At 53.3% G+C, this 26,809-nt stretch carries 31 protein-coding genes; 25 read left to right on the top strand and 6 right to left on the bottom strand.

What is annotated here, in order from left to right; genetic code table 11:
• The first annotated feature begins 104 nt into the window (after positions 1-104).
• From ACP158_RS05920 to ACP158_RS05870, 11 genes are all read left to right on the top strand, one after another.
• Positions 105-2,927, top strand: a complete 2,823-nt coding sequence (locus ACP158_RS05920) for a 2-oxoglutarate dehydrogenase E1 component (protein WP_424948023.1) — start codon at positions 105-107, stop codon at positions 2,925-2,927.
• A 234-nt stretch (positions 2,928-3,161) separates the two neighbouring features.
• Positions 3,162-3,284 carry a hypothetical protein gene (locus ACP158_RS05915; protein WP_424948022.1) on the top strand — a complete coding sequence of 41 codons (123 nt, stop codon included), beginning with the start codon at positions 3,162-3,164 and terminating at the stop codon, positions 3,282-3,284.
• Positions 3,285-3,429: 145 nt separating this feature from the next.
• Positions 3,430-4,698, top strand: a complete 1,269-nt coding sequence (gene odhB, locus ACP158_RS05910; RefSeq protein ID WP_424948021.1) for a 2-oxoglutarate dehydrogenase complex dihydrolipoyllysine-residue succinyltransferase — start codon at positions 3,430-3,432, stop codon at positions 4,696-4,698.
• Between the two features lie 2 nt (positions 4,699-4,700).
• Positions 4,701-6,140, top strand: a complete 1,440-nt coding sequence (gene lpdA, locus ACP158_RS05905; protein ID WP_424948020.1) for a dihydrolipoyl dehydrogenase — start codon at positions 4,701-4,703, stop codon at positions 6,138-6,140.
• A gap of 52 nt (positions 6,141-6,192) precedes the next feature.
• A complete protein-coding gene (locus ACP158_RS05900) occupies positions 6,193-7,698 on the top strand; it encodes a phosphomannomutase/phosphoglucomutase (RefSeq protein WP_424948019.1) in 1,506 nt (501 codons plus the stop codon).
• Positions 7,699-7,931: 233 nt separating this feature from the next.
• A complete protein-coding gene (locus ACP158_RS05895; RefSeq protein ID WP_424948018.1) occupies positions 7,932-8,186 on the top strand; it encodes a hypothetical protein in 255 nt (84 codons plus the stop codon).
• A 303-nt stretch (positions 8,187-8,489) separates the two neighbouring features.
• Positions 8,490-8,945: a hypothetical protein gene (locus ACP158_RS05890; protein WP_424948017.1), complete on the top strand. Its 456-nt coding sequence runs from the start codon at positions 8,490-8,492 to the stop codon at positions 8,943-8,945.
• Positions 8,946-9,042: 97 nt separating this feature from the next.
• A complete protein-coding gene (locus ACP158_RS05885; protein ID WP_424948016.1) occupies positions 9,043-9,372 on the top strand; it encodes a hypothetical protein in 330 nt (109 codons plus the stop codon).
• Positions 9,372-9,977, top strand: coding sequence for a hypothetical protein (locus ACP158_RS05880; protein ID WP_424948015.1), 606 nt, complete (start codon positions 9,372-9,374; stop codon positions 9,975-9,977). The genes ACP158_RS05885 and ACP158_RS05880 overlap by 1 nt, the downstream gene beginning before the upstream one ends.
• Positions 9,978-10,137: 160 nt before the next feature.
• On the top strand, positions 10,138-11,073 hold the full coding sequence (locus ACP158_RS05875) for an SPFH domain-containing protein (protein ID WP_424948014.1): 936 nt from the start codon (positions 10,138-10,140) through the stop codon (positions 11,071-11,073).
• Between the two features lie 9 nt (positions 11,074-11,082).
• Positions 11,083-11,562 carry an NfeD family protein gene (locus tag ACP158_RS05870; protein ID WP_424948013.1) on the top strand — a complete coding sequence of 160 codons (480 nt, stop codon included), beginning with the start codon at positions 11,083-11,085 and terminating at the stop codon, positions 11,560-11,562.
• 75 nt (positions 11,563-11,637) lie between these two features.
• Here the strand turns inward: ACP158_RS05870 and cysG are convergent, their stop codons facing one another.
• Positions 11,638-13,032 carry a siroheme synthase CysG gene (cysG, locus tag ACP158_RS05865; protein ID WP_424948012.1) on the bottom strand — a complete coding sequence of 465 codons (1,395 nt, stop codon included), beginning with the start codon at positions 13,030-13,032 and terminating at the stop codon, positions 11,638-11,640.
• A gap of 430 nt (positions 13,033-13,462) precedes the next feature.
• On the opposite strand from cysG, the gene ACP158_RS05860 reads away from it, so the two are divergent.
• A complete protein-coding gene (locus tag ACP158_RS05860; RefSeq protein WP_424948011.1) occupies positions 13,463-13,858 on the top strand; it encodes a hypothetical protein in 396 nt (131 codons plus the stop codon).
• Positions 13,859-14,236: 378 nt separating this feature from the next.
• Here ACP158_RS05860 and ACP158_RS05855 read toward each other — a convergent pair whose 3' ends face one another.
• Positions 14,237-14,383 (bottom strand): hypothetical protein, encoded by a 147-nt coding sequence (locus tag ACP158_RS05855; RefSeq protein ID WP_424948010.1) that lies wholly within the window; start codon positions 14,381-14,383, stop codon positions 14,237-14,239.
• A gap of 17 nt (positions 14,384-14,400) precedes the next feature.
• On the opposite strand from ACP158_RS05855, the gene ACP158_RS05850 reads away from it, so the two are divergent.
• The 3 genes from ACP158_RS05850 to ACP158_RS05840 all read left to right on the top strand — a co-directional run bounded on the left by ACP158_RS05850 (position 14,401) and on the right by ACP158_RS05840 (position 16,993).
• Positions 14,401-15,234 carry an SAM-dependent methyltransferase gene (locus tag ACP158_RS05850; RefSeq protein WP_424948009.1) on the top strand — a complete coding sequence of 278 codons (834 nt, stop codon included), beginning with the start codon at positions 14,401-14,403 and terminating at the stop codon, positions 15,232-15,234.
• Positions 15,235-15,285: 51 nt separating this feature from the next.
• A complete protein-coding gene (locus tag ACP158_RS05845) occupies positions 15,286-16,596 on the top strand; it encodes an ABC transporter substrate-binding protein (protein WP_424948008.1) in 1,311 nt (436 codons plus the stop codon).
• Positions 16,597-16,762: 166 nt separating this feature from the next.
• A complete protein-coding gene (locus tag ACP158_RS05840) occupies positions 16,763-16,993 on the top strand; it encodes a hypothetical protein (protein WP_424948007.1) in 231 nt (76 codons plus the stop codon).
• Here the strand turns inward: ACP158_RS05840 and ACP158_RS05835 are convergent.
• A complete protein-coding gene (locus ACP158_RS05835) occupies positions 16,949-17,233 on the bottom strand; it encodes a hypothetical protein (protein WP_424948006.1) in 285 nt (94 codons plus the stop codon). The two genes, ACP158_RS05840 and ACP158_RS05835, sit on opposite strands and share 45 nt — an antisense overlap.
• A gap of 232 nt (positions 17,234-17,465) precedes the next feature.
• On the opposite strand from ACP158_RS05835, the gene ACP158_RS05830 reads away from it, so the two are divergent.
• The 4 genes from ACP158_RS05830 (at position 17,466) to ACP158_RS05815 (ending at position 20,896) form a co-directional block, all read left to right on the top strand.
• Complete coding sequence (locus ACP158_RS05830; RefSeq protein ID WP_424948005.1) at positions 17,466-18,347, top strand: branched-chain amino acid ABC transporter permease; 882 nt, start codon at positions 17,466-17,468, stop codon at positions 18,345-18,347.
• A 136-nt stretch (positions 18,348-18,483) separates the two neighbouring features.
• Entirely contained in the window at positions 18,484-19,392 is a 909-nt protein-coding gene (locus tag ACP158_RS05825) for a branched-chain amino acid ABC transporter permease (protein ID WP_424948411.1), read from the top strand.
• Between the two features lie 7 nt (positions 19,393-19,399).
• Complete coding sequence (locus tag ACP158_RS05820; protein WP_424948004.1) at positions 19,400-20,140, top strand: ABC transporter ATP-binding protein; 741 nt, start codon at positions 19,400-19,402, stop codon at positions 20,138-20,140.
• 15 nt (positions 20,141-20,155) lie between these two features.
• Positions 20,156-20,896, top strand: a complete 741-nt coding sequence (locus tag ACP158_RS05815; protein WP_424948003.1) for an ABC transporter ATP-binding protein — start codon at positions 20,156-20,158, stop codon at positions 20,894-20,896.
• Positions 20,897-21,060: 164 nt separating this feature from the next.
• On the opposite strand, the gene ACP158_RS05810 is transcribed toward ACP158_RS05815, so the two are convergent.
• From ACP158_RS05810 to pncA, 3 genes are all read right to left on the bottom strand, one after another.
• The gene (locus ACP158_RS05810) at positions 21,061-21,273 is read right to left on the bottom strand and encodes a type II toxin-antitoxin system HicB family antitoxin (protein WP_424948002.1); all 213 of its coding nucleotides are present in this window, start codon (positions 21,271-21,273) and stop codon (positions 21,061-21,063) included.
• Positions 21,270-21,473, bottom strand: a complete 204-nt coding sequence (locus ACP158_RS05805; RefSeq protein WP_424948001.1) for a type II toxin-antitoxin system HicA family toxin — start codon at positions 21,471-21,473, stop codon at positions 21,270-21,272. Before ACP158_RS05805 ends, ACP158_RS05810 begins: the two co-directional genes overlap by 4 nt.
• Before the next feature lie 241 nt (positions 21,474-21,714).
• Positions 21,715-22,359, bottom strand: coding sequence for a bifunctional nicotinamidase/pyrazinamidase (pncA, locus tag ACP158_RS05800; protein WP_424948000.1), 645 nt, complete (start codon positions 22,357-22,359; stop codon positions 21,715-21,717).
• Between the two features lie 105 nt (positions 22,360-22,464).
• On the opposite strand from pncA, the gene ACP158_RS05795 reads away from it, so the two are divergent.
• The 6 genes from ACP158_RS05795 (at position 22,465) to ACP158_RS05770 (ending at position 26,601) form a co-directional block, all read left to right on the top strand.
• The gene (locus ACP158_RS05795; protein WP_424947999.1) at positions 22,465-24,030 is read left to right on the top strand and encodes an ABC transporter substrate-binding protein; all 1,566 of its coding nucleotides are present in this window, start codon (positions 22,465-22,467) and stop codon (positions 24,028-24,030) included.
• Positions 24,031-24,352: 322 nt separating this feature from the next.
• Positions 24,353-24,595 carry a DUF1902 domain-containing protein gene (locus ACP158_RS05790; protein WP_424947998.1) on the top strand — a complete coding sequence of 81 codons (243 nt, stop codon included), beginning with the start codon at positions 24,353-24,355 and terminating at the stop codon, positions 24,593-24,595.
• A 15-nt stretch (positions 24,596-24,610) separates the two neighbouring features.
• Complete coding sequence (locus ACP158_RS05785) at positions 24,611-24,799, top strand: type II toxin-antitoxin system HicA family toxin (protein WP_424947997.1); 189 nt, start codon at positions 24,611-24,613, stop codon at positions 24,797-24,799.
• A gap of 101 nt (positions 24,800-24,900) precedes the next feature.
• On the top strand, positions 24,901-25,083 hold the full coding sequence (locus ACP158_RS05780) for a hypothetical protein (RefSeq protein WP_424947996.1): 183 nt from the start codon (positions 24,901-24,903) through the stop codon (positions 25,081-25,083).
• A gap of 436 nt (positions 25,084-25,519) precedes the next feature.
• A complete protein-coding gene (locus ACP158_RS05775; protein WP_424947995.1) occupies positions 25,520-25,789 on the top strand; it encodes a type II toxin-antitoxin system HicB family antitoxin in 270 nt (89 codons plus the stop codon).
• A gap of 35 nt (positions 25,790-25,824) precedes the next feature.
• Positions 25,825-26,601, top strand: a complete 777-nt coding sequence (locus ACP158_RS05770; protein ID WP_424947994.1) for a hypothetical protein — start codon at positions 25,825-25,827, stop codon at positions 26,599-26,601.
• Positions 26,602-26,809: the final 208 nt, after the last annotated feature.

Below are 26,809 nucleotides of genomic sequence, written 5' to 3'. Positions count from 1 at the left end.
GCCGACTTTTTGCTTTGGTATACTTGATCGTGCAATGAAAATTCAGCATCACAACTGCGCCAGGCTATTTTCACGCCATTATTGTCGTCGCCATATTGTCATCCATGAAACCCCCTAATACTAAAAAGGACCCTGAAAATTTAACTGATCTTGGATTTTTGAGTGGCGCTAACAGGGCTTACCTGGAATCCATGTATCAGGAAACCGCGGGTCATGGAGTGAATGACGGCGCGGCTCAGCCCGTTGCTGATCAAGCGCAGCAGTGGCGCTCGGTTTTTTCATCGCTGCCCGACATTGTCCCGACCGGGACGTCGCCCAGCGAAAGCGGCTCGCGCGCCTGGTTCGAGAACGCCGCGCAGAAACAGGCGAGCGTACAAAAGTTGATTATGGCGTTCCGCTCGCTCGGACACTTGCTCGCCGATGTCGATCCTATTGGGGTCATGCCCAGAGGCGATGCTGATGAAATACAGCATGAGCAATACGATCTTGGCGATCAGGATTTGGATACGGTGTTTGATGTCGGCGATATGGCGGATGGCGGACGCAAAACCTTGCGCGAAATTCTTGCGTTCCTGCAGCAGGTGTATTGCGGCCCCATCGGCTATGAAATTCGTTACCTGACTAACATCAAGCAAAGAACCTGGTTGATGCAACAGGCGGAATCCGCTCCAATCAGAAAACCGTTGCCCGCTGCGCAACGGATTGAATTGCTCGACCGGCTGACCGCGGCCGAGGGCCTGGAAAAATATTTGCATACCAAGTATGTCGGCCAGAAGCGATTTTCCCTGGAAGGCGGCGATGCGCTAATCCCCATGCTGTCCGAGTTGATCCAGCAATTTGGAGCTCAAGGCGTGAAAGAAGTGGTCATCGGCATGGCCCATCGCGGGCGATTGAATGTGTTGGTGAACATTCTGGGCAAGGCACCCAAAGATTTGTTCAGCGAGTTCGAGGGCGACTATGAAACCGAAGATGCGGACACCAACACCGGCGATGTGAAATACCATCAAGGCGCATCGTCTGATATTCAAACCGCCGGCGGCATCGTTCACGTTGCGCTTTCGTTCAATCCATCGCACCTGGAAATCATCGGCCCGGTGGTCGAAGGCTCGGTGCGCGCACGCCAGGAGCGTCGAGGCGACAGCGCGCGCAAGCAAGTCATCCCAATCATAATTCACGGCGACGCCGCCTTCGCCGGGCAGGGCGTGGTCATGGAGACCTTGAACATGGCCAACACGCGCGGCTTCTCCACCGGCGGCACGGTGCATATCATCATCAACAACCAAATCGGCTTCACCACCAATACCCTGGACGCGCGCTCCACGCTGTATTGCACGGAAGTCGCCAAATTGGTGCAGGCGCCCATTTTCCATGTCAATGGCGACCATGCCGATGCGGTCAACTACGCCACCCGATTGGCACTGGAATACCGCATGAAATTCGGCGGCGACGTGGTTTTGGATTTGGTCTGCTATCGCCGCCATGGCCACAACGAAGCCGATGAGCCGGCCATCACCCAGCCGATTATGTACGGCAAGATCAGGAAGCATAAAACGCCGCGCCAGATTTATGCGGAAAAACTGATTGGCCAAGGAGTGATCGACGCGGCGCAAGCGCAACGGATGATTCAACAATACCGCGACCGGCTCGATGAAGGGCAGGTTGTCGCCGGGCAAGTCATTAATCCTAATAAGGCGCTGATGACGCTCGATTGGAAGCCCTACATGGGCGACGACTGGCGCGAACCGGTCGATACCCGGGTTGGCCATGACCGCCTCATCCGGCTGGCGCAAACCCTGTCCAAGTTTCCGCGCGATTTTGTTGCGCATAAACGGGTTCAGGCGATACTTGAAGAGCGCGTGGCCATGGCCAAGGGCGATGTGGGCATGGATTGGGGCTGCGCCGAGTTGTTGGCTTATGCCACATTGCTGGAACAGGATTATCAGGTTCGCCTGTCGGGACAGGACGCGGGTCGCGGCACGTTTTCCCATCGGCATGCCACGCTGCACGATCAATCCCAAGCGCGCACCCACATCCCCTTGCAGTACGTCACAAATTCCCACAGCGATTTTCTGGTGATTAATTCGCTGCTTTCCGAGGAAGCGGTATTGGGCTTTGAGTTCGGTTACTCAACCACAGAGCCGCGCACACTGGTCATCTGGGAAGCGCAGTTTGGCGATTTCGTGAATGGCGCTCAGGTGGTGATCGACCAATTCATCAGCAGCGGACAGGCGAAGTGGACGCGAATTTGCAGCCTTGTCCTGTTTCTGCCGCACGGCATGGAAGGCCAGGGACCGGAACATTCATCGGCGCGGCTGGAGCGGTTTTTGCAACTGTGCGCGGAACACAACATGCAAGTCTGCGTGCCGACCACGCCGGCGCAGATGTTTCACATGCTAAGGCGGCAAATGCTCAGGTCTTTTCGTCGCCCGCTGATTGTGATGACGCCGAAGAGTCTGCTGCGGCACAAGTTGGCGGTTTCAGCCGCGAGCGATTTGGCCGATGGAAAATTTTATCCGGTGCTTGGGGAAATAGATGCCTTGAATAATCGCAAGGTAAAAAAACTGGTTATATGCAGCGGCAAGGTGTACTACGATATTCTGCAGCAGCGGCGGCTCGAAAAACAAGCAGGAAAGCAAAAAAATGTGGCTATCATCCGGCTCGAGCAAGTGCACCCGTTTCCGGTGCGCGAGTTGCGCGCGGAAATTGAAAAATACGCGCAGGCTGAGAGTGTGGTATGGTGTCAAGAGGAGCCAAAGAATCAGGGCTGTTGGTATCAGATCAGCTACTATCTGGGCAAGGTGATAAACCAGCGGCAGACTTTGGATTATGTCGGTCGTGAAGGCTCACCGTCTCCTGCTGTTGGCTATTATAAGCTGCATGTCAAGCAACAACAGCACATTGTCGATGCGGCGCTTGACTGCGGCTAATCATGGAAATCGGCATGGCAGAAATCGGCATGGCGGCGATAACGTGATACACTTCAACGATGAAAGGTAGATTCGATACCAGAATGTTGCGCGCACCAACCAAGTTGGCATCTTCTGCATGGTCGGCGGTATCGCGCAAGGCGTTATTGAAAAAGAAGCGATGCTGATTATTGCAATCGGTATGGCGGTTACTGGAATAGTGTTATGCTTAATCGCATCTTACCGGAGGGCAAAATGATTGATTCCGCATTGGCGGTAGTGTTGTTAATCGGCGTAGCGTTCTCAGCGATCATGTTTTTTGTTATTCGCAATGAGGCCCGCGATGACGACCGCCGCGAACACACGACCGACGTTTAATCCAAGTCGAACATGGGCCGAACACGGCTAATTCGAGTTTGGGTGTTCGGGTCGCGCTGGCGGTTTTTGTGGTCCACAACTTCCGCCCCACCCCGCCGCGCCAAATAACTTAATCGAAGTCGCTATCTTAGATTCAAAAAACAGGATGCCTATAGAAATTAAAGTGCCGGTGTTGCCTGAATCCGTGGCCGACGCGCTGGTGCTCGATTGGGCGAAGCAGGTCGGCGATGGCGTGAGCCGGGATGAAATTTTGGTCGAAGTGGAAACCGACAAAGTCGTATTGGAAGTGCCCGCGCCGCAAGATGGGGTGCTTGTTGAAATTGTCGAGCAATCCGGCGCCACAGTGCTTGCCGAACAGGTATTGGCAAGATTCGAGCCGGGTGCTGTGGGTGATGCCGATGATGCCGCCGCCGGCGATGATGACGCAAAAGACGCGCCGCAACCCGCTCCGGGCGCGACCGCCGATGACGACGGTGGTGATGGTGACAACGCCACCGCTGGTGCCACCGCCGACGACCACGCCGACAAGCCATTAAGCCCTGCGGTGCGGCGGCTTATCGATGAGACCGGCATCGCTCCGCAGGCTATTGCCGGCTCAGGTCGTGACGGTCGGTTAACGAAACAGGATGTCCTCAGGCACATCGCTGATGCGAAAAAGACCGCGCGGCCGGCCGCGCCGACAGCCGTGGCACCCGTAGCGCAACCCGCTGGAGAACGGCAAGAAACCAGAGAGCCGATGAGTCGCTTGCGCCAGACTATCGCAAAAAGACTGGTTCAATCCCAGCAGACTGCCGCTTTGTTGACCACATTTAACGAAGTCAACATGCAGCCGATAATGGCGCTCAGGGCAAAATATAAAGAGGCCTTCGCGAAAAAACACGGCGCGAAATTAGGCTTTATGTCATTTTTCGTTAAAGCCAGCGCAGCCGCATTGCAACGATTTCCATTGGTCAATGCCGGTATCGATGGCACCGACATTGTGCACCACAACTACCACGACATTGGCATTGCCGTGTCGTCGCCGCGCGGGTTGGTGGTGCCGGTCTTGCGCAACTGCGAAGCGCTCGGGTATGCTGAAATCGAATCTCAGATTCAGGACTTTGCCGCGCGCGCCGGGCAGGGAAAGATCGCCATCGAGGAATTAACCGGCGGCACCTTCACCATCACCAACGGCGGCGTGTTCGGCTCGCTGCTGTCCACCCCCATCGTCAATCCGCCGCAAAGCGCGATTCTCGGCATGCATAAAATTCAGCAGCGACCCATGGCGGAAGACGGTGAAGTCGTTATCAGACCGATGATGTATCTTGCGCTTTCCTATGATCATCGCCTGATTGACGGCCAGGAAGCGGTGCAGTTTTTAGTGACGGTAAAAGATGTATTGGAGGATCCGCCGCGCCTGCTTTTGGATGTCTAATCATGGCGAGCAGTTTTGATGTCATCGTAATTGGCGCCGGTCCGGGCGGCTATGTCGCGGCCATACGCTGCGCCCAACTGGGTTTGAACACCGCTTGCATAGACCGCCAGACCCAGCAACGTGGCGATCAAAAGGGCCGGCCGTCGCTGGGCGGAACCTGCTTGAATGTCGGCTGCATCCCGTCCAAGGCGTTGCTCGATTCCTCGGAGCAGTATCACAACCTCATTCACCAATTTCCGGCGCACGGCATTTCCGTCGATAACGCCGCCATGGATGTGGCAAAGATGCAAGCGCGCAAAGAGCAGATCGTCAGCGGGCTGACCGGCGGGATTGCTCAGCTGTTCAAAGCCAATAAAGTGACTTCGGTACACGGGCATGGGCGGGTGATGCAAGACAACACCGTTGATGTATTGGATGACAGTGGTCAAGTTATCCAAACCCTCAGTGCTCGGGAAATCATTCTGGCGCCGGGTTCGGTGCCCATTGAATTGCCTGATATGCCGTTTGATCATGAGGTTATCGTTGATTCCACCGGCGCCTTGAATTTTGACCAGGTTCCAAAACGGCTTGGGATTATTGGCGCTGGCGTGATTGGCTTGGAGCTGGGCAGCGTGTGGAATCGGTTGGGCTCGGAAGTCGTGGTATTGGAAGCGTTGGACGACTTTTTGATGATCGCCGATCAGCACATCGCGCGCGTAGCCAAACGACAGTTTGCCCAGCAGGGGTTGGACATTCGCCTTGGCGCCATGGTCAAAAAAGCCGACCTTGGCGCGGGTGGCTTGCGCATGAGTTATACGCAAAAGGGCAAACGCAATACTATTGAGGTTGATCGAATTGTCGTCGCCGTGGGCCGGCGCCCGGCCACCGACGGATTGTTGTCGCCGGACTGCGGCGTCGCCGCCGATGATCGTGGATTCATTGAGGTGGATGATCAATGCAAAACCGGCGCGCCGCATATCTGGGCCGTCGGCGATGCGGTGCGCGGCCCGATGCTGGCGCATAAAAGCTCCGAAGAAGGGGTTGCGGTGGCTGAGCGCATCGCCGGCGGTACCGGGCATGTGGATTTTAATTGCGTGCCTTGGGTGATCTACACGTCCCCGGAAATCGCCTGGGTCGGGCAAACCGAACAAGCGTTGCAGCAGCAGGGGATTGAAATAAAGACCGGGTCGTTTCCGTTTGCCGCGACCGGGCGGGCGCGCGCCATGGAGCAGCCGATTGGACTGGTGAAGATGATCGCCGATGCGCAGACCGATCGGTTGCTTGGGGTGCATATGATCGGCGCGCACGTCTCCGAACTCATCGGCGAGTGCGTGTTGGCGATGGCGTATCAGTCCAGTTCCGAGGACATCGCGCGCACCATTCACGCCCACCCGACGCTGTCGGAAGCGACTCATGAAGCGGCGCTGGCGGTGGATAAGCGCGCCATTCATAAGGTTAATTAAGGCAAGATTAATTCGAGTCGAAATTTTAGTTTGACCTGGCGGTAATTTATTGATGACATTCCCCGACCAAATTTTCAAGGCGTATGACATCCGCGGGGTTGTTGAAACATCGCTGACCGCGGAAATTGTTCAGCGGATCGGAACAGCGTTAGGATCTAAGGCATTGCAACAGGGCGTTAACGAAATGGTGGTGGGCTGGGATGGCAGATTAACTGGCCCCGGTCTCGCCAACGCACTGGCGAACGGGCTGTTGTCCACAGGATGCGATGTCATTGAAGTGGGTCAGGTGCCAACGCCAGCGCTTTATTTTGCCACCATGGAATTCAATACCGGCAGCGGGGTGATGGTCACCGGCAGCCATAATCCGCCCGAGTACAATGGCCTGAAAATGATGATTGCGGGTACTACGCTGTCAGGCGAGGCCATTCAAAAAATCAAGCAAAAGGTGATCGCGCATGAGTGCCATGATGGCGTCGGCGGGGATTCGGCCACGGCACAGGGGCAACTGAGTCGCCGGGAAATTTTACCGGCCTATTGCAAGGCGATAGAGGAAGATATCTCCCTGGCGCGGCCGCTCAAAGTGGTGATCGATTGCGGCAACGGCGTGGCCGGCGCGGTGGCGCCGAGCGTGTTTCGGCGTCTCGGTTGCGAGGTCATCGATCTGTTCTGCGACGTGGACGGCACTTTCCCCAATCACCATCCGGACCCCAGCCAGGTGGAAAATCTGCAGGATTTGATCAAGGCTGTTCAAGACCATAAAGCGGATTTTGGCATGGCGTTTGACGGCGACGGTGATCGCTTGGGAATTGTCTCCGCCAACGGCGATGTCATTTGGCCGGACCGACAAATGGCGCTGTTCGCGCGCGCCGTATTGCAAGCCCGCCCGGGCGCGGAAATTATTTTTGATGTGAAGTGCTCGCAAATTCTGCCAAAATTAATCCGGCAATATGGCGGCGTGGCTACCATGTGGAAAACCGGTCATTCATTCATCAAAGCCAAGTTGAAGGAAACCGGCGCGGCCCTGGCCGGGGAGATGAGCGGGCATATCTTTTTCAATGACCGCTGGGGCGGATTTGACGATGGCATTTACGCCGGCGCGCGGCTATGCGAGTTGCTCGCCGCCGACTCGCGCCCGCCAAGCGCGCAGTTCGCCGCCATCCCAAACACCATCAACACGCCGGAGTTGCGATTGGAGATGAACGAAGGCGAGCAACATGAATTGGTCGCCGAGTTGGTAGCGGCGGTCGCGAATGCCACGAATGCCACGAATGAAAATGATGATGATGATAACGACGACGCCGCGTTATTTGACGACGCGACCGCCAGGGAAGGTGGAAGTGCCGATTTTGCCGAGAGCAAAAATCGGCCGACGGTGAATACGATTGATGGCGTGCGCGTTGATTTCGCCGACGGATTCGGGTTGCTACGCGCTTCAAACACCACGCCGACAGTCATCATGCGCTTCGAAGCCACGACTCAGGCGCAGTTGGAAAACATCCAAGATCGGTTCCGCACGCTTATTTTGTCGGTGCGACCGCGGCTGAGACTACCGTTTTAGGTGGAAAACTGAATATCCAGAAAATTCCGATTCATTTCAACGCCGGTACTAATCGTATCAACGCCACCACCAACCGCAACACCCAGGAGCAAAACCTGACCAAAATACAAACCGAACTCCCGCATATCATCGCCCAGACGGCACTATCAGAGGTCGAGAAGCAACGCGTAACTCAAATAATCGGTAATCTCACCACAGAACAAGCCCTCACGGCGGCCAAGATACTCACCGAAGTGGAAAACGCTCACTTCAGGGGCCATGAAGCCGACATCAGAGGAAAAGAAGCCGAATGGGTTCACATTATGAAAGCCTGGGGCATTGCCCAGGACATCGGCTCTGGACTTCTGTTGCTGCTCGGCATCAAAAAATGGAAAGGAACTGGACTGCCGCCGATGGGCGGCTCGAAGTCAGGCCCTGGCGGTATGAGACAAGACCGCGCCGGCCGCACTTATTTCAATCGATATCCAAATCGGAATACCGGCCAATAATGGAAATCTGCCTTCCCTCGCCCACGCTCGGCACTTATCAACCCTCAAAGGAATATCGCCTGGTTCGCGACATTCGAGCAAGGATCAATGCGATGGACATCCAACTCTCCATTAACAAACACTGCCACAACTCATTCAAAGGTGTTGGAACTTGGATGGCTCAACGCAAGAAACTAAAAAACCTACTCAAAATGAGTACGTTTAATCTGCCTCATCTGGAACAGGAGACTCCCCGTCTTGTTATTAACCCCCTAATAGAACATACAATCCTAATCCTCGTGGAACTTATCCAGTAGCCGGGTAATGGCTATGGGCTTATGCGTCAACGGCCAGCAACGCGGACAAACCTATCTCTATAACATCACCGGCGCGTATTCGTATCTCTCCTCATTCCTTACCGAAGTCGAGTTTATCTTGGCAACGCCACAATCGGATACGGCCTTTCCCGCGGTCAACGCCACTGGCGCAAATAATATTACAACGGTTCACCACTGCCATATACTCCCTGCAAGTCATCAACATCAAACTTTCGTCCGTCAAACTCCAACATCTACGGTGGAATACTTTACGAGCACCGGCTCAATTCAAACTACTGTCGCAGTCGGTGACTATGGCGGTGTTGCCCACAACGATCGCCCGGTAATCTTTGGTATCCGTATCACTGGCACTGGTGTATCATCCAACATCAGCAGGCTGGAGACTTCTCTCTGTCTGCACAAATATCATGAAGACCTCATCCACTTTGACCCGGCTAAATAAACGGCTAATTCGATGGCTAGTCCTGCTGACCATACTTCAGGTTTTGAATTTAATCGCTATTCTGCGCCTGACGGGTTTACTGTTTGGATAAAAGTAAATGCCTAATCCAGGAATGGGCGGTCGCCCCGGTGATGGTCCCGATGATGGCAGTAGAGGCGGTCAATCTTCAGGCCCGGCCGCCGGCGGCGCAGGTCTCGGTAAATCGGTATCTGGCTTCGCCTCACGAATGGGCAAGGCGGTTCAAGGCGCAAGGGACGCAATCGCAAGGTATGGCGCGCCGGCCACCAGGGCAGGTCGCCGCCAAAGCAATAAACAATCTCATCCAAGCGTTAATCAAGGCGGCCAGGGCGCTAACGTCTGGCAAGTGGACGATCAACGCGCCAATGTGACTGGAGCGTCCAGCACTGACCCTCGGGCAATCATCTAATGGGCTTCTTTACGGAAATCGGCGGCGCGGCTCTAGGCGGTTATCTCACCGATAAACTATTCCCGGCCCCAGAACCTGAAACAGGCAATCAGCTCGGCGCTCGAGCAAAGGACTATTACGATACCGCTTTCCCCGGAACTAATCCCTGGGAGCGGCTCGGCGCGGGCAACCCATCTGGGCAAGTTTCAGTGACCGACCAACAAACCAAGCAAAAAAACAGGGATGCCAAACTACAAGCAACGGTGCAAACCGCTCAGCAATCCACACAAAAAGAAGTCGCTCAAATCGCCGCCAATGCTCATATCCAGTCAGCGCAAATCGCGGCCGGCGTAACGCGCGGCAGCATAGACCCCGGAGGCTATCGTGACGACGTGACCATCAATGCCTTCAACGCCGCAACCAATCGCGGCCACGCGGCCACCAATCGCTTCAATGCTGGCAGCAATCGCATTAACACCAGGACAAATCAATCAGGGTTTCGAGATATTCCTGGCGACATCGTAAATATCATGCGCCAGGCACCTCATGAAGGTTGGTTACCGAAGGTTAAGTCTCGGACGCGGGACTTTAGTCCCGCCATCTTGGCAATGGCTTGGCGAGGCTGAAGCCTCACTTCCGGCCGCTGTATGAATGACCGTTGACGGTGACCGCGACCTGATTTTGTCTTATATGTGGTGAACCCGGACAGGGATTGATAATTCACCGATTAATCCTATATCATTAGCAGTCCAAAATAATCTTAAATTAACCAGGCAGGAGAAAAAAATGTACGGCATATCCACTGTGGCGATCATCCTCATCGTGGTCGCGATTCTTATCGTCCTTAAAGGCATTGTTGTCGTCCATCAGGGCTATGAATACACCATAGAGCGACTCGGCCGATTCACCCGATCGTTGCGCCCGGGCTTCCACATCATCATTCCGTTTATTGACGCTATCGGCGCCAAGGTCAATATGATGGAGCGCGTTCTGGAGGTGCCGTCCCAGGCAGTCATCACCAAGGACAATGCGGTTGTTAACGTCGATGGCATCATGTTTTTTCAGGTGCTGGATGCGGCTAAAGCCAGTTACGAAGTCAACGACCTGGAACACGCGTCGCTGAATTTAACCATGACCAATATTCGAACGGTGTTAGGCTCGATGGACCTGGATGAGTCGTTGTCGAAACGCGATGAAATTAATGCGGCGTTGCTGCATGTGGTGGATTCCGCCACCAGCCCCTGGGGCATCAAAGTGACCCGAATAGAAATCAAGGATATTAGTCCGCCAAAGGATTTAGTCGATTCCATGGCGCGTCAGATGAAGGCCGAGCGTGATAAACGGGCCGCTATCCTGGAGGCGGAAGGCTTAAGACAAGCCGAAATTCTCAAAGCGGAAGGTCAAAAACGCGCATTGATTCTCGATGCGGAGGGTGAAAAAGAGGCCGCTTTCAGACAAGCCGAAGCCCGGGAGCGATTGGCGCAGGCTGAAGCCGAAGCCACGCGCATGGTATCCGAAGCCATCGCTGTGGGCGACATCCAGGCGGTGAACTATTTTGTCGCCGTAAAATACGTTGAAGCGCTGCAGACTATTGGCGCGGCCGACAACCAGAAAATCATGTTCCTGCCCATGGAGACAAGCAGCCTGCTCGGCTCGATTGGCGGCATTTCGGAACTGGTCAAGGAAACGTTCAAAAACAGGTCGGACAACAACAAATCATAGGGGGAAACCATGTCTTTCCTGCTCGGCCTGTTTGGACTCTCGTATTGGGGGTGGTTGTTCATCGGCATGGCTTTGCTCGCCTTTGAGCTATTGGCGCCGTTCACGTTTTTCCTGTGGCTCGGCGCATCGGCGCTGGTCACCGCGTTGATATTGTTCGTGGTGCCGGACACCCCCTGGCAGGCGCAATTTTTGATTTTCTCGGTGCTCTCGGTGGCCAGCATTATCCTGTCAAGGCGCTTCCTGGTTAATCGACAAACCGAGTCCGAAGTGCCCAACTTGAATCGCAGAGCCGAACAATATGTTGGCAGAGTGTTTACCCTGAGCCAGAGCATTGAACAAGGCGAGGGGAAAATCAAGGTGGATGATACGCACTGGAAGGTATCAGGACCTCGATTAGAGAAAGGCGCCGAGGTTAGAATTACCGGTGCGAATGGAGCGGTTTTTACGGTCGAGGCGGTAGCGGGCGCTGCAAAGCCGTTTCGGGAATAATGTCGGGAGTAATGTCGGATAATCGGTCGGATAATCGGCTGAATATAAGGCGGTTCAGGCGAGCGTAAAAATTAACTATGCGGATTTGTTGAACCAGCGCAGCGATGAATGCAGGTTGACCACCGAGCCGACGATGGTCAGGGTGGGCGCGTGAATGTCTGTGGATTCAAGCAACGCCGTTAATGCCTCAAGGGTGCTGATATGCACCTTTTGCTGTAGCGTGGTGCCTTTTTCTATCAACGCCGCCGGCGTATTCGCGGCCGCTCCATGCTTAATCAGGTTCTCGCAAATGATTGGCAACCCTTGCAATCCCATATAGAAAACCAGCGTTTGATTGGGCGCGGTCAGTTCCGCCCAGTTCAGGTTTACCGTGCCATTTTGCAGTTGCCCGGTGACGAAGCGCACCGACTGCGCATGGTCGCGGTGGGTCAGCGGGATGCCGGCATAACTGGCGCAACCATTGGCCGCGGTGATGCCGGGAATGACCTGAAAAGGAATATTATGCGCCGCCAGGTTTTCAATTTCTTCCCCGCCTCGGCCAAAAATAAACGGGTCGCCGCCTTTTAGCCGCGCCACCCTTTTCCCTTGGTTGGCATAGTGGATGAGCAATTCGTTGATCTGCTGTTGCGCCACCGCGTGATTGGCGCGCTGCTTGCCGACATAAATCAAGTCTTTGCCGTGCTCCAGGCGGCTGAGAATTTCCGGCGCGACCAAACGGTCGTAAATAATGACCTCCGATTGCTGCAACAGGCGCAAGGCGCGCAAGGTCAGCAGGTCCGGGTCTCCGGGCCCCGCGCCAATCAAATACACCTCGCCGCACCGCTCAAGTTGGCGATGGTTGTCGATAGCGCTTTTGAGTTGCGCTTCGGCTTGCGCTAAGTTGCCGGACAGCGCGCTTTCCGCGATGTGGCCGTGCACCACCTTGTTCCAAAACACCGCTCTGTCCTGCGGCTTGGGGATGCTGGATTTGACGCGCTTGCGATAGCGGCCGAATAATTCCGCCAGTTTGCCGTAGCCGTTGGGAATAAAGGCATTGATACGTCCCCTTAAAAGTTTGGAAAACTGCGGCGAAGCGCTGCCGCTCGAAATTGCAACCAGTATGGGGTTTCGGTCAACGATTGCGGGAAAAGTGACATCGCATAACGAAGCGTCATCCACCACATTGACCATGATGTTTTGCGCTTTGCACTGCTGCGCGATGGCGCGATTTATTTGCCGATCGTTAGTCGCAGCAATCACCAAGTCATAGCGCGGGTCAAGGTCTTGCGCCTGATAGCGCCCGTTCTTGTATTGCCCGTTCTTATACTGATGGACAAGATCAAATAATTCCGGCAAACAGGTCGGCGCAATAACATCCACGATTCCCCCAGCCGCGACCACGTTTTTCGCCCGCCGCAAAGCCACCTTGCCGCCGCCAACAATCAGGCAGGTCTTGCCATCGAAATTGTGCATTAAAGGAAGATATTTCATGGCCATCGAACCGGATTTTTGAAGCAGCAAATATAACAAAAAATCGCCGGGAGCGATTTTTATTCGTCTCGTCCATGAGACTCACCCCTTCGGGGCTTGCGTGAAAAATGGCTCCTGGCAATTTTTTCGCGAGCGTAGCGAGTTCGCAGAACGCGTATCAGGGATGATACGCGCAAAACTTCGCCGGGAGCGATTTTTATTCGTCTCATCCATGAGACTCACCCCTTCGGGGCTTGCGTGAAAAATTGCTCCTAACAATTTTTTCGCGAGCGTAGCGAGTTCGCCAGAACGCGTATCACGGGCGACGCCATGGATGGCGGAGGTAGAGCGACGCAGGATGCCAAAGCCGAGGAAGCCAAAGCCGATGACCTGCGCGCCGAAAATGTGTTATTATAATGTTCACTTGTCACCCGTTTCACGGAGGAAATCGATGAAACCAAGCATGACCATTGAGACGCAACTGATTGAAATGATCGCCCCGAGGGTGGACGACATCAAAACGCGCTTCGGCAACGGCGAGGCGTTGCAGCCAGACGACATCAACACCTTGCTGTTGCATTCGCAATACAACCACATCCACCATCTCGACCAACGACTGGACGAAGTGGCCGACAGCGTGACCGCGTTGCGAGGCGATTTTGTGGGGCTGAAAAATGATTTTGCCTTGTTGCAGAAGGATTTTGCCTTGTTGCAGAAAGATTTTGCATCGCTCAAAAACGAGATAGCGACCGCAATCCAAACCGCGCTGAACCGCAACATGATGCAGATGATGTTCTTGATTGGCGGGCTTTACACCCTGACCCTGCTGGCAAATAAATTGCTGTAGCGGCGGACAGAATCCGGGTTTCTGTTTTCACAAAGCCCGCCCTCGCCCGAAAGCGGGGGCGATTTTTAGTTTGAACAGGAAAAGGACAAGAAGCGCACCGGTCATTCCTGCACATGGTTTTCTCCCGTATTGCAAGCGCGATGCTGACGGGCGGCAAGGACAGGTTTGCTTTCGTGTAGCCGGTCTCTTGGCGAGCTGCGCATTATCTTGCGCTGACCTCGGGGTCATCCGCCGCCGGCCCCGTATCGAATGGTATATAATGTCGGCTTTGGCTTCCTCGGCAATTGCTCCTGCATTGCTCTAATAAGCTACATCCATGTAGCGATGCGTCGCTCTGCCGCCACCATCCATGGCGGTCGGCAAATAATTGCTCCTGCATTATTTGCACTCTCGCCGTTGGCGCGGTCGGCCGATTTTTTGCTCCTGCAAAATCGGCACTTCCACCATCCATGGCGGTCGGCCGATTTTTTGCTCCTGCAAAATCGGCACTTCCACCATCCATGGCGGTCGGTTTCGGTGGCGCAAATACACGGAAAAAATATATGGCGAATCTCGTTGCGGGCATAAAATCCATGAAACTGTATTCGCATATTGATCGCGTGTACAACGAGTTGGCGGAACTCGGCAAATCCGGCGACGTGCCATTAACCGCTGCCGAGCTTAGCGAATTCGATCAATTGCATTATCATGGCACCGATGCCGTGGACCATGCCATTCACATGATCGGCATTGACAAAAGCACCCGGGTGCTGGAAATTGGCTCTGGTTTCGGCGGGCCGGCTAGGCATGTCGCGCACAACACCGGCACCCGCATCACCGCCTTGGAATTGCAGCCTGCTCAAAATCGGATGGCGTCGGAGCTGACTGAGCGATGCGGTTTATCGGCAAACCTGACTCATGTTTGCGGTGATATTCTGACCTGCGATTGGCAACAGCAGCAATTTGACGCCATCGTCAGTTGGCTGGCGATTTTTCATATCCCTGAGCGCGCGAGATTATTGGCGCTAGCGGGCGATTTACTGTCATCGGGCGGGGTTTTTTACACCGAAGACCTGTTCAGCCGCCAACGGTTCAGCCAGGCGGAACGAGCCGAACTGGCCAGCGGACTTTATGCCGGCCATCTGCCGGATCTGCAGACTTATCAAGCAGAATTCGAGCACGCCGGCTTCGCGCTTGAACGAGTGGATGATATGTCGGACGACTGGACCGATTTCACCACCGAGCGACTGCGTGATTATCGTGCTGGCCGGGCTCGGCATGTTCGCGTTCACGGCGAGCCGACCTACTTGGCACTGGAAGAATTCTATGAATTGGTGAATCGCCACTTTCGTTCGGGTAAACTTGGCGGTATTCGCCTGTTGGCGCGCAAGCCTTAAACTATCGACTGAAACGACAACAGAAACTATCCGCTTACTTGGAGAAAAATTATGACTGCCAAACAGAAAAAACCATTGATTGATTCAAATCGCCGCGCTACCCTCAAGCAACTTGGCGTGTTGGCGGCGGCCGGCGCTGTCTCGCAATTATCCCCCCTATCCCGGGTTGCTCATTCGGCGACCGGCCAGCCGATCAAGATTGGCGCGCAAATTCACCGCACCGGCATCGGCGCATCCTACGGGAGATGGTATGAGCGGGTCACCGTCGCGGCCGTGAAACTCATCAACGAGGACGGCGGCATCAATGGCCGACCGGTGGAATTGATTGTTGAAGATGACGGCACCGACCCTAAGCGCGGCGCCGAAGTGGTGGAAAAATTCGCCACGTTGCACAAAGTGGATGTCGCCTACGGCACCTTGTTCTCGCATGTCGTCATCGGCTCGTCGGCGCGCGCCGGAGAATTGAAACTGCCCTATGTGGTGGTCTCGGAAGGCCATCATGTCGCATCGGGCAGCCTCAATCGCTATGTGTTCCAGCCCGGAATCACCGATGTCAAGTCGCAGGTCATTGCCATGGCGCCGTGGATTTCCCGCAACCTCGGGAAAAAAGTGACCATGATTTTTCCTGATTTTGCATTTGGCCACAATCACCGCGATTATTTTTCAGCCGCAATTGCGGCGCAGGGCGGCGAGGTGGTGGGGCAAATCGCCATCCCGCCGACCGAGTCGTCGTTCACGCGCTATTTCCCGCGCATTCCTGCTTCGACCGAAGTGCTGTATCATGTGATGGTGGGTCCCGGCGTGCTCACATTCGTCAAGGAACTGGGCCAGCATTTTGGCAATAATCGCCCGGAAATATTTGGCTTCATCGATTCGCTGGAGGCGGTCGACATGGCCACGCCGCAACTGGAGTTCCTCGAAGGCACGCACTTTTGGGAAGGCCATCCAAGATATGCTCAGCCCAATCAAACCGTCCATGATAAATTTTATCGAAATGCCGTTGGTGTTGATAACAATGGCGCCCGCATTGCTGACCCTAAGGATATTTCAACTTACTCGCACATGTTCGGCTGCTGGGAGAGTCTTTTTGTGATCAAGCAGGCCATGGAAATGAGTGGTTATAGCGGTCAAACCGCCGCGGACAAGCGCGGCTTTGTCGAGGCCATGGAATCGTTGACAATCTTTGAAGAAGGCCGCGATCACCCGCAGGGGCGGAAAATTTTTAACGGTAAAATCCACCAGTGTTTTGGTCATCAATACATCTCCAAAGTCGAAGGCGGCCGCCTTAATGTGGTGCATACCACCGCGATTGAAGACGGCTTGTACGAACCAGAGGCCGATTACACCAAGATGGCCTTATAACCCTTAATTAACTCATTTTGTGAGTCGTTAATGAGCCGCCATCCCGCTGCTGCTGCACAACGAAGCCCTCTGCTGGATGCCGGATTGGCAGGATCGTACAGGTAAATTTTATAGGTTCAAGATACTTTAAGGTATAGTGAAATGGTCATACCTAATTGTTCTATAAATGAAAAACCAGCATGTCATTCGTTGCCGAATTTCGGAGAATAAATTCAGGGCGATTCCACGGCTGTTTTGCCTTGATATCGAGGCTTGCGAAGTCGCACAAATCACCGGCGTCTCTGGCCCGGCGACCAGCCGATTGTATACTCAAATCAGACAACACATGGCCGGGCAATGCGAGCGTATGTGTTCACTGATTCACTGCCCGTTTTGCTCCTTTCCAGCGGTGTTTTAGCACCGCCCTCTCAGCCGTCATTCTCGCCGGCAGGCGGGAAAAACCGCCCTCCTTGCCGTCATTCTCGCCGTAGGCGGGAATCCAGAGTGGCGAAGCCGCGATAATAAGGAGTTCGGCTACGCCGAACGGTTTAACAACTGGATTGCCCGGCCAATAATAATAATATGGGCCGGGCAATGACGAATGATAGGTAATAGAGCACGTTTTAGTGTCACGCTTTGCGTGACAATTATTTACCATTGTCCTCTCAAAAGGACTCGTCGCCTTCTGATTCACCATTGTCCCCCCAACCCGTCATTCTCGCCGCAGGCGGGAATCCAGTTAAAATATGTCGTCCGGCGTAGCCGGACTCCTTTGAAAGAGTGTGAGTTTCGCTTCAATATGCGCCACGAAAATAGGTGTCAATATCTGCTAAAATCTATCCGAAATCGACCGCTTAAAGTATCTTGAACCATTTTATAAGCAATTTTCATTGGATTTCGGCCCCTTCCTTTTTTTAGCCAGCCTTGAAGGGCTGGTACAGGCGGCGGTGCTTTGCCTGACCGCGCTCGGGCTTTGCCTGGTTTTTGGGGTAATGCGGGTGGTCAACGTCGCCCACGGCGAGTTTTTCATGCTGGGCGCGGTATTGGCGTGGTGGATTACCAGCCTGATCTCCGCGCATCCCGCCTTGGGATTTGCGGCCGCCCTGATTATCGCGCCGGTTATGGTCGGCCTCATCGCATTTTGCGCCGACCGGCTGATACTCAAACGCTTGCACTACGACCCTGAAGCCACCATCGTCGCCACGATTGGCATGTTGTATGTCATACAACAAACCGTGCTGATGACCTTCGGCGCCGATGCCAGAGCGGTCGATGCGCCGGTTTACTTCCGCGTGCAGTTTCCGTGGTTCGGTTATTCCGGCTACAAGCTGCTGGTCATTGTCGCGGCCGCGCTAATCTTGCTTGGCGCCTGGTATGTCATCACCCGCACCCGGGTTGGGCTGATGATGCGCGCCACCCAGTATGACCGCGACATGGCGCAGTCGTTCGGCATTCCAGTGGAGCGCGTTTATACCGTGGTGTTTGCGGTCGGCGCCATGTTCGCCGCGGTCGGGGCGATTCTGGTAGTCCCCATACGCCAAGCGCATTACCTGATGGGACTCGACCCGTTGCTGCTGTCGTTTATCGTGGTCATTATCGGCGGCCTTGGCAGTATTCGCGGCACCGTGGTGGCGGCGATATTGATTGGCATGAGTGACGGGGTCATCTCGGTATTCTTTTCCCCGACCCTGGCAAAAATGGTATCGACCACGCTGGTCGCCTTTATTTTGGTATTCAGGCCGCAAGGCTTGTTTGGCTCCAAATCAACATGACCCCAACATGACCTTGCCCAAGATAAACAGCGACGCAACAAACAACGGCAGCGGAAAAATCATTGCCGGAAAAATACTTACCGGAAAAATACTTAGTGCCCATCTGGCGGTCATCGTACATCTGGCGGTCATCGTAATGCTGTTTTTACTGCAGTTCATACTGCCTGAATATCATCACCTGACGATGACCCGAATTATGATTCTGGCCATATTTGCCATGGGTTATAACGTGTTATTCGGCTACACCGGCTTGCTCAGCCTCGGTCATGCCATGTTTTTCGGCGCCGGGCTTTATGGCGCCGGCTTGACCGCCTATCATCTGGGTTGGAGTGTGCCGCTGGCGTTTGCCAGCGGCATCATCGCCGGTGCGTTGCTGTCATTGCTGGTCGGATGTATTGCCTTGCGCACCACCGGGGTGGCATTCATGATTGTGACCCTGATGCTGTCGCAAGTCGCCTACCTGGCGACGCTCTATTTCACCCGTTATACCCGCGGCGATGAGGGGTTGGTGTTGCCGCAAGCGGCGCGCAGTTTTGGGTTTTTCGGCGCCACCGTGGATCTCACCAATCCGACGACCCGATACAACCTCGCGCTGCTCTTGCTCGGCATCGCCATGCTGATCATCTATCGATTGGTGCGCGGAAAAACCGGACGCGCGCTAGTCGCTGTTCGGGAAAACGAGCCGCGCGCGCAAATGCTCGGCTACAACACCTTCGCGATAAAACTAAAAGCGTTGCTGGTATCCGGCACCCTGTCGGCCACGGCCGGCGCCGCCTTCGCCTTGATGTTCGCCTACATCGGCTCGTCCTTTACCACCATCCAATACTCAATCGATGCGTTACTGTTCACCTTGTTGGGCGGCCCGGGCACGGTGCTCGGACCGGTGCTCGGCACATTCCTGATGTTTTATCTGATCGATATCGCCAGCCAATACACCACCGCGTATTTGCTGGTCGCCGGTTTCGCGCTTATTTTTCTGGTGCTTTATTTTCCCAAGGGAATTCTCGGCACGATCAAACACCGGTGGCTACCGTGGTTGCCGTGAATCCGCCATGAAATCAGCCGTGAAATCAGCCATGACATTATTGCGGGCGCGCAATTTATCGAAGTCGTTTGGCGGCGTGCACGCCGTGCAAAATGTGGATTTTGATCTTGGGCAAGGCGAAATACGCGCCCTCATCGGGCCCAATGGCGCTGGCAAAACCACCTTCGTCAGCCTGTTATCGGGGCGCATAACCGCAACCGCCGGCAGCGTCGAATTTCGCGGCCAGGATATCACCGGCTTGCCCATTCACAAAAGAGTGCGCAAGGGTATCGCCTATACCTTTCAAATCACCAGTATTTTCCCCAACCTCACGGTGCTTGAGAATGCCGCGATCGCGGCGCAAAACCGTTGCCAGCCCGAAGCAATTTCCGCGGATATCCGCCACGATGCCGACCTCGCGCTACAGCAGGTCGGCATCGCCCACCTGAAGGACGAGCCTGCCGGCACCATCGCCTATGGGCATCAACGCTTGCTCGAAGTGGCCATGGGGTTGGCGTTGAATCCAGTGCTGCTGATCTTTGATGAGCCGACTCAGGGGTTGTCCGATGCTGAAATCCAGGATTTTTGCGCGCTGGTTAAACAGATTAATCAATCCACCACGGTGCTGTTGATTGAACACAATATGTCGGTGGTCATGTCATTGGCGCATCGTATCACGGTGTTTGATCGCGGTCGGGTTTTGGCGCAGGGCAGCCCTGACCAGATTCGCGATAACGCCGCGGTGCAGGCGGCGTATCTGGGCTCATGACCACGCGAGGCAACGATGCTGAAGATTGAACGGCTGAATGCGTATTACGGCGCGGTGCAGGTGTTGCGCGACTTTAGTCTCAGTCTAAGCGCCGGGGAAGTGCTGTGCTTGTTCGGACGCAACGGCGCCGGCAAAACCACGGCCTTGAAATCGATTATGGGATTGGTGCGGCGTAGCGGCTCGATCGAGGTGGATGGCGAAGATTTGATCGCGCTGCCGGCGCATTTAATTCCCAGGCGCGGCATCGGTTATGTGCCGCAGGGACGACGGCTGTTTGCCGAGTTGACGGTGGCGGAAAATATGGCCATCGGTTTAATGGCGCGCGGTTCAATGATAAAAGACAAGACAAAAACCCGCGGCGCGCAAACCCGCGAACAAGTGCTGGCGCTATTTCCGCCGCTGGCATCCCGCCTGAATCAGGTTGCCGGGACGCTCAGCGGCGGCGAACAGCAGATGCTGGCAATGGCGCGCGCGCTGTGTCTCGAACCCAGCGTGCTGCTACTGGATGAGCCGAGCGAAGGGCTGATGCCGTCGATGCTCGCAACGATACGTGAAGTGGTCATGGCGCTTCGCCAGCAGGGCGTGGCGATATTGCTGGTCGAGCAACGGGTTGAAGCGGTGTTGCCGGTCGCGGATCGGGTCGCGTTTATCGAAAATGGGCGTATCGCCGATGTGGTCGGGGTCGAGCAGTTAAGCGAAAACCACGACCTGTTTCACAAAAAATACATCGGCAAATACGTCGGCGTCAGTCAATAATTTCAGCGCAATATTTTCTGTCAGTCGAGAACAGACCGATTTCACGGCCTTTAATCCGGTCTGCTTTGAAAGCATTTTAAGCGTTAATCAAGTTCTTTTGTTCGCCCGTTATCTGGAGGTGAGCGGGTTAACGATCATCTTGAATTCCTCCGCCGGAATGACTATTAAACAGCAACGTGTGTCATTTCATAAGTTTGCGGTCTTGGCAGAGATTTGGTTTCTTCCATTAACAAACTTAAAACCTCCTTTGCATTTTGAAAGGCTTCCTCGTAGGTTTCTCCATGAGTGTTAGTGTACGCGCCAAATTCAGGCAGGGATGCAATGTAACATTTATCCTCATCAGACCATTGAATCAAAATACTATAATGAATTTTCATTTTTCCTCCGATATTTCATGCAAATAATTTAAAACATTTTTCTCTTGGTAAGGTTTCGCATCAACGCCATCCTTGCCAGACAAGATTAGTTTCCTGGCAGCCTTATGATGCGACCACTTGGTATGGCTGCCTTTCGCATTCTCGCAAACACAACCCGCATTTAGCAATAGCGTTTTCAGTTCTCTAATCTTTCTCGGCATGGTTTCATTTTGCTTTTTAGAGCGGCATTGCCTTCAACAACTTCTTGAACCCTCTAATTCTAATTCGTGTTTTCTCGCCGGCGAGGCAGGATTGAGCATCCAGTCATAATCAAAACTGATGGCACGCAATTGCAATTTTCATAATGCACTCCACTTTGACCTCGAAAAGTCAACCAGGACTGTCAAGAAAATCATCCTATCAAATACATATTCTTATTGCCAGGATGTGTCCTGACAGATGTTACAAGGCATCCACCACGTGCACCCCGGCTTGTTGCATTGTTTTTAGTTGCGCTTGAAGAGAGCCGTCCAGGTCAATGGCGGCGCAAGCCGACAACACCACGGTCGTATCAAGACCGAGGCGCGCGGCATCAATTGCCGACCAGGCAACGCAAAAGTCCGTTGCCAACCCGACCAGCGCCAGTTTCGAAATTCCTCTATCCTTCAGGTAGCCGTGCAGTCCGGTTGCGGTGGATCGATCGTTCTCATAAAACGCCGAATAACTGTCGATGTGCGCACGAAAGCCTTTGCGCACCACCAGTTGCGCGCGGGTGCGATCCAGATCAGCATGAAATTCAGCGCCGTAGGTGCCTTGCACACAATGAATCGGCCACAGGGTTTGCCGCAGAGTCTGATCGCCATGCGGCAAGGGGATGGTGTCAAACGGCGATTTTCCGGGCTGATTGTCGGCGAAACTGACATGATCCGCAGGATGCCAGTCCTGAGTCAGGATGATGTTGGAAAAGCGGCCGCACAATACGTTAATCGGCGCCACCACCCGATCGCCGTTTTCCACTGCCAGTGCGCCGCCAGTGCAAAAATCATTCTGCACATCAACGACGAGCAATGCGGTGTCGGCGCGGGCCGCGTGGGATAGGTCGATCATGAAACTGGCCGGTTCGATTTTTTAATGATGACGGGCAAAATATTGTACACTAACCGCCTGTAAATTTTTTACATCTAAACTTCAAGAAAACACCGGAGAATACCAATGACCATCCATTATAAAACTCGCCGCATTATCCAACTAGCGGCATTGTCGGGCGTGCTGCTCGCAGTTCCGATTCACGCCAAAACCCTGAAACTGGCTTACGATGCCGACCCGGTTTCCCTGGATCTACATGAACAACTGTCTGGCGGTACGCTGCAGTTGTCGCACATGGTGTGCGATCCGTTGATTCGCTGGAATCAGGATTTAGGATTCGACGCGCGGGTTGCAAGCAGTTGGCAACGTCAAAACGATACCACGGTGCGCTTTAATTTGCGCACGGGCGTTAAGTTTCATTCGGGCCGCGAAATGACCGCCAAAGATGTCAAGTTCACTTTTGATCGATTAAAGGAAAGCGAGGATTTCAAGGGCGTATTCGCCAATTTTATCGAAGCCAAAGTCATTGATGACCACACCATCGACCTCATCACCGACGGCCCCTATCCACTGGTTGAACACACCGCGACTTATATCTTCCCGCTCGACAGCGAGTTCTACACCGGTACCGATGAGCGCGGCCGGGACAAGGGGGAAATCGTAAAGCACGGCGATTCCTTCGCTTCCGCCAATGTCTCCTGCACCGGCCCCTTCACGGTCGCATCCCGCGAGCAGGGCGTCAAAGTGGTGTTTGAACGATTCGCCGATTATTGGGACACCGCCTCCCCCGGCAACGTCAAACGCATTGTGCTCACGCCAATCAAAGAATCCCCGACTCGGGTCGCGGCGTTGTTGTCCGGTGATATTGATTTCGCCGCACCGATTCCGCCGACCGATTTGGTGCGCATCGACAACAGCGACAAAGTGGACTTGGTCACCATGAGCGGCACACGCATCATTACCTTTCAGTTGAATCAAAAGCGCAGGCACGAGTTCGCCGATGCGCGCGTGCGCCAAGCGATTGTGCATGCGATTAACAATGCCGGCATCGTCGAGAAAATCATGAAGAAATTCGGCACCGCCGCGGCCCAGCAAAGCCCCAAGGGCTACCTCGGCCACAACGCCGCGCTCGCGCCGCGCTATGACCTGGAAAAAGCCAAGGCGCTGCTGGCGGAAGCCGGCTATGCCGACGGCTTCACCGTTACCATGATGGCGCCCAACAACCGCTATGTCAACGATGCCAAAATCGCCGAAGCGGTCGCCGGCATGTTGGCAAAGATCAACATTCAGGTCGACCTGACCACCATGCCCAAGGCGCAGTACTGGCCCAAGTATGACGAGCGCGCGGCCGACATCATGATGATCGGCTGGCATTCCGATACCGAGGACTCGGCCAACTTCAGTGAATTTCTGACCATGACCCCGGACGAGGAGACCGGTTACGGGCAATACAACAGCGGCAATTACTCCAACGCCGAAGTTGATCGGCTGGTGCTGGACAGTGCCAAGCAGACCGATCCGGCCGAGCGCGCACAAATGCTGCAACGGGTCGAGCAAATTTTGTATGACGATGCCGCGTTCGTGCCGTTGCACTGGCAGGACCGCGCCTGGGCGGCGCGAAAAGGAGTGCATATCGACAAGGTCGTGAATGTGATGAACTTCCCTTATCTCGGCGATTTGGTGATGGACTGAATGACGGAGATATAAATAACGGCGGGAAAACGACTTTCCGCCGTTATTTAGGCGGCTTCGCCGCTGGTTTGATGTCTGGCAAAGCCCTCCTCGGCGATAACTGAGTTCAGGCCATGGGCGATCTTTGTGGCGAGAAATGGCGGAATACAAGGGTTGTCGCCTTTATTTCAATGGCTGGATTCCTGCTTGCTTACGATTATTTTGTTGTTATAATAGAATAATAGCAGTTGATATGGTAGTATTACGCACAATTGACCCCGAGTGCGACCATATGATTAGGTCGCGAAAGATAATCAACCCGACTAACAAAAGGAAATCACAAATGAAACAGTTAACTACTATAACGGTCCATGCTGTTTTGGACGAAGACGCGCATGTTTGGACGGCGACCAGTGCTGAGGTGCCCGGCCTGGTGGTAGAGGCCGCATCCCTCGACGAACTCGACCGAGAAGTGAAAATATTGGCACCGAAACTGATTGCTTTGGAAAAGAAACCCGTAGCAAAGAAAAAATTGCAGATATCAATGTTTCATAAATTGGAAACAAGTGTGCCAGCAATGGCGTGATTAAGGGATTGTATTATGAAAGGATATTACAAGGATGTCGTTGCGATTCTAAAAAAATCCGACTATCAAAAACGTCGGCAAGGTAGTGGCGCGCATGAAATTTGGAGCAATGGCGACATAAGTGTGACGGTGTCCAAAAACATGAAATCTCGTCACACCGCTAACGAGGTCATGAAACGAGCGGGAATAAGCCATAAATTTTAGTAACGCGCTCGTGCTGGCGAGATTGCGCACGGCGTATCTTCGCTTTCCGCCGCTATTATCCAAATTGTCCCCTTATTCGTATTGTCCGGTCAAGCCGCGCAATGAAGAATTGGGGCGAATTGGACAGTGACACCCCTGCCGTCATCCTCGCCGGCAGGCGACTATCCAGATGCGGCGTAGCCACGGGCGGCGGCTTTGCCGCCGATGATGAGTCCAGCTACGCCGGACTTTTTCGCTCGTTTACTTTGGCATCTCAACGCGCCTTTGTCTTCTCAATTCACTAATACCTATCATTCGTCATTCTCGCCGGCAGGCGGGAATCCAGTCTGTTGTTCTCGCCAAAGGCGAGAACAACAGAACTAAAAAACGATGAGAGCAACTAATACCGTCATAAATCCAAACCACATCCCCTGACCGTCATCCTCGCCGGCAGGCAAGGAGTCACGCTACGCGTGACGACATTAATAGTCCGGCAAAGCCAGGCTTTTTCTCGGTTACTTTGGCATCTCAACGCGCCTTTGTCCTCTCAATTCACCAATACCTATCATTCGTCATTGCCCGGCTTGTTCCGGGCAATCCAGTTATTAAACCGTTCGGCGTAGCCGAACTCCTTATAATCCAGACAAACATTGCGCGCCGCAGACAGGAATGACATTGTTGTTATAAAATACCCACTTCAAGCAACAATACTTCCTATTTCTAAAACGTGGAGAATCACCAATGAAACAAACAACCAAAGATGTGGAAAGTATTGCCTTTATCTGCACCAATTTGTCGGCTCGTATAACAAAAGAAAAACCAAAAATGTATGTCTCGTATTGCCCTGAGTTGGATTTATACAGTCAGGGCGACACACCCAAAGAAGCCAAGGCAAACATCATTGAAGCCACGCATTTGTTTATTGAATCCTGCATTGAAGACAACACCTTGCACGAGGTGTTGCTGGAATGTGGTTTCACTGGCTATGAGAAGCGACCCGCGTTGTTATGAACAACCTACAAATCAGGGACAGTATGCGCAAGCTCATGGACAAATTTGATAATCCTTGGATAAGGTTTGCGTTACTTATTGTGTGTGGCGCGATCGGTATTGCCTTATATCGATATTTATGGGATCCATTGTCTTGCCTGCTTAAAATAAATGGTCCTAAGGAAAATTATATTTACATTCATAGCATCCTGCTTGGGTTGCCTGTTTTCTTTTGTTTGTGGTGGTTCCGAACCCGAGATGTTCGCCAACAAATACACGATGCTGGTCAACAAATAGATAAAACGGAAACACAAATTCAGCAAAATAGTTTATTTAACGGAATTGCTAATTTGTCAGATAAAGATCCGCTCAAAATAGATATAGGTGTTGCTCAATTGTTGGCGCTGTCTAAACTAAATTCAGAACATGATGAATCTATACGCATTGCATTCATTCGCCGATTGAAAAAATGCCCTCTAACAAAAGACGAGATTGAACAAAACACGGAAAGATTAGCCTACGCACAACACATATTCGAATGGATTACGGATAAAAAAGTAGAGGCCGATCTAACGAACTGTCACCTTGATTGTCAAGATTTCACAAAGGAAGATGTTTTTTATAATATTGTTAAAAACCCTTTCTTTAGAGAAGCGATCATAACTTGTACTCAAGTTGGGCTTAAGTTGCCTGAGTCAGATGCTAAAAAGATTTGGAATCTTTATGAAGATGACGGTCTGTTCAAGGACTTCTGGATCAATGTGCTACATGCAGGAAATGTAAATGGCGAAGATATTAACAAACACAACTTAACAGACACATCTGAAGGATGAGTTAAAATAATCACATAAAGAAATAATCCGTTTGGGTGTGTGACTAATTTTTCAATATTGAGGAATTTGCTATGGGTTATGTTCCAACGCATAATGACTCTTGTTACAAAATACGTTCTTATCCAACAAAGTGTTCTTATTGTAATAAAACGGTTATCTATTTCGAATGTTCTTGCGGGGGCAAGGTGTTTTTGACGCCCCCTGACAA

The organism is Candidatus Spongiihabitans sp., from assembly GCF_965247905.1.
Lineage (GTDB): Bacteria > Pseudomonadota > Gammaproteobacteria > Arenicellales > Poriferihabitantaceae > Spongiihabitans.
The sequence above is the reverse complement of the archived record's forward strand: the minus strand, read 5'-3'. Positions and strand labels throughout refer to the sequence as shown.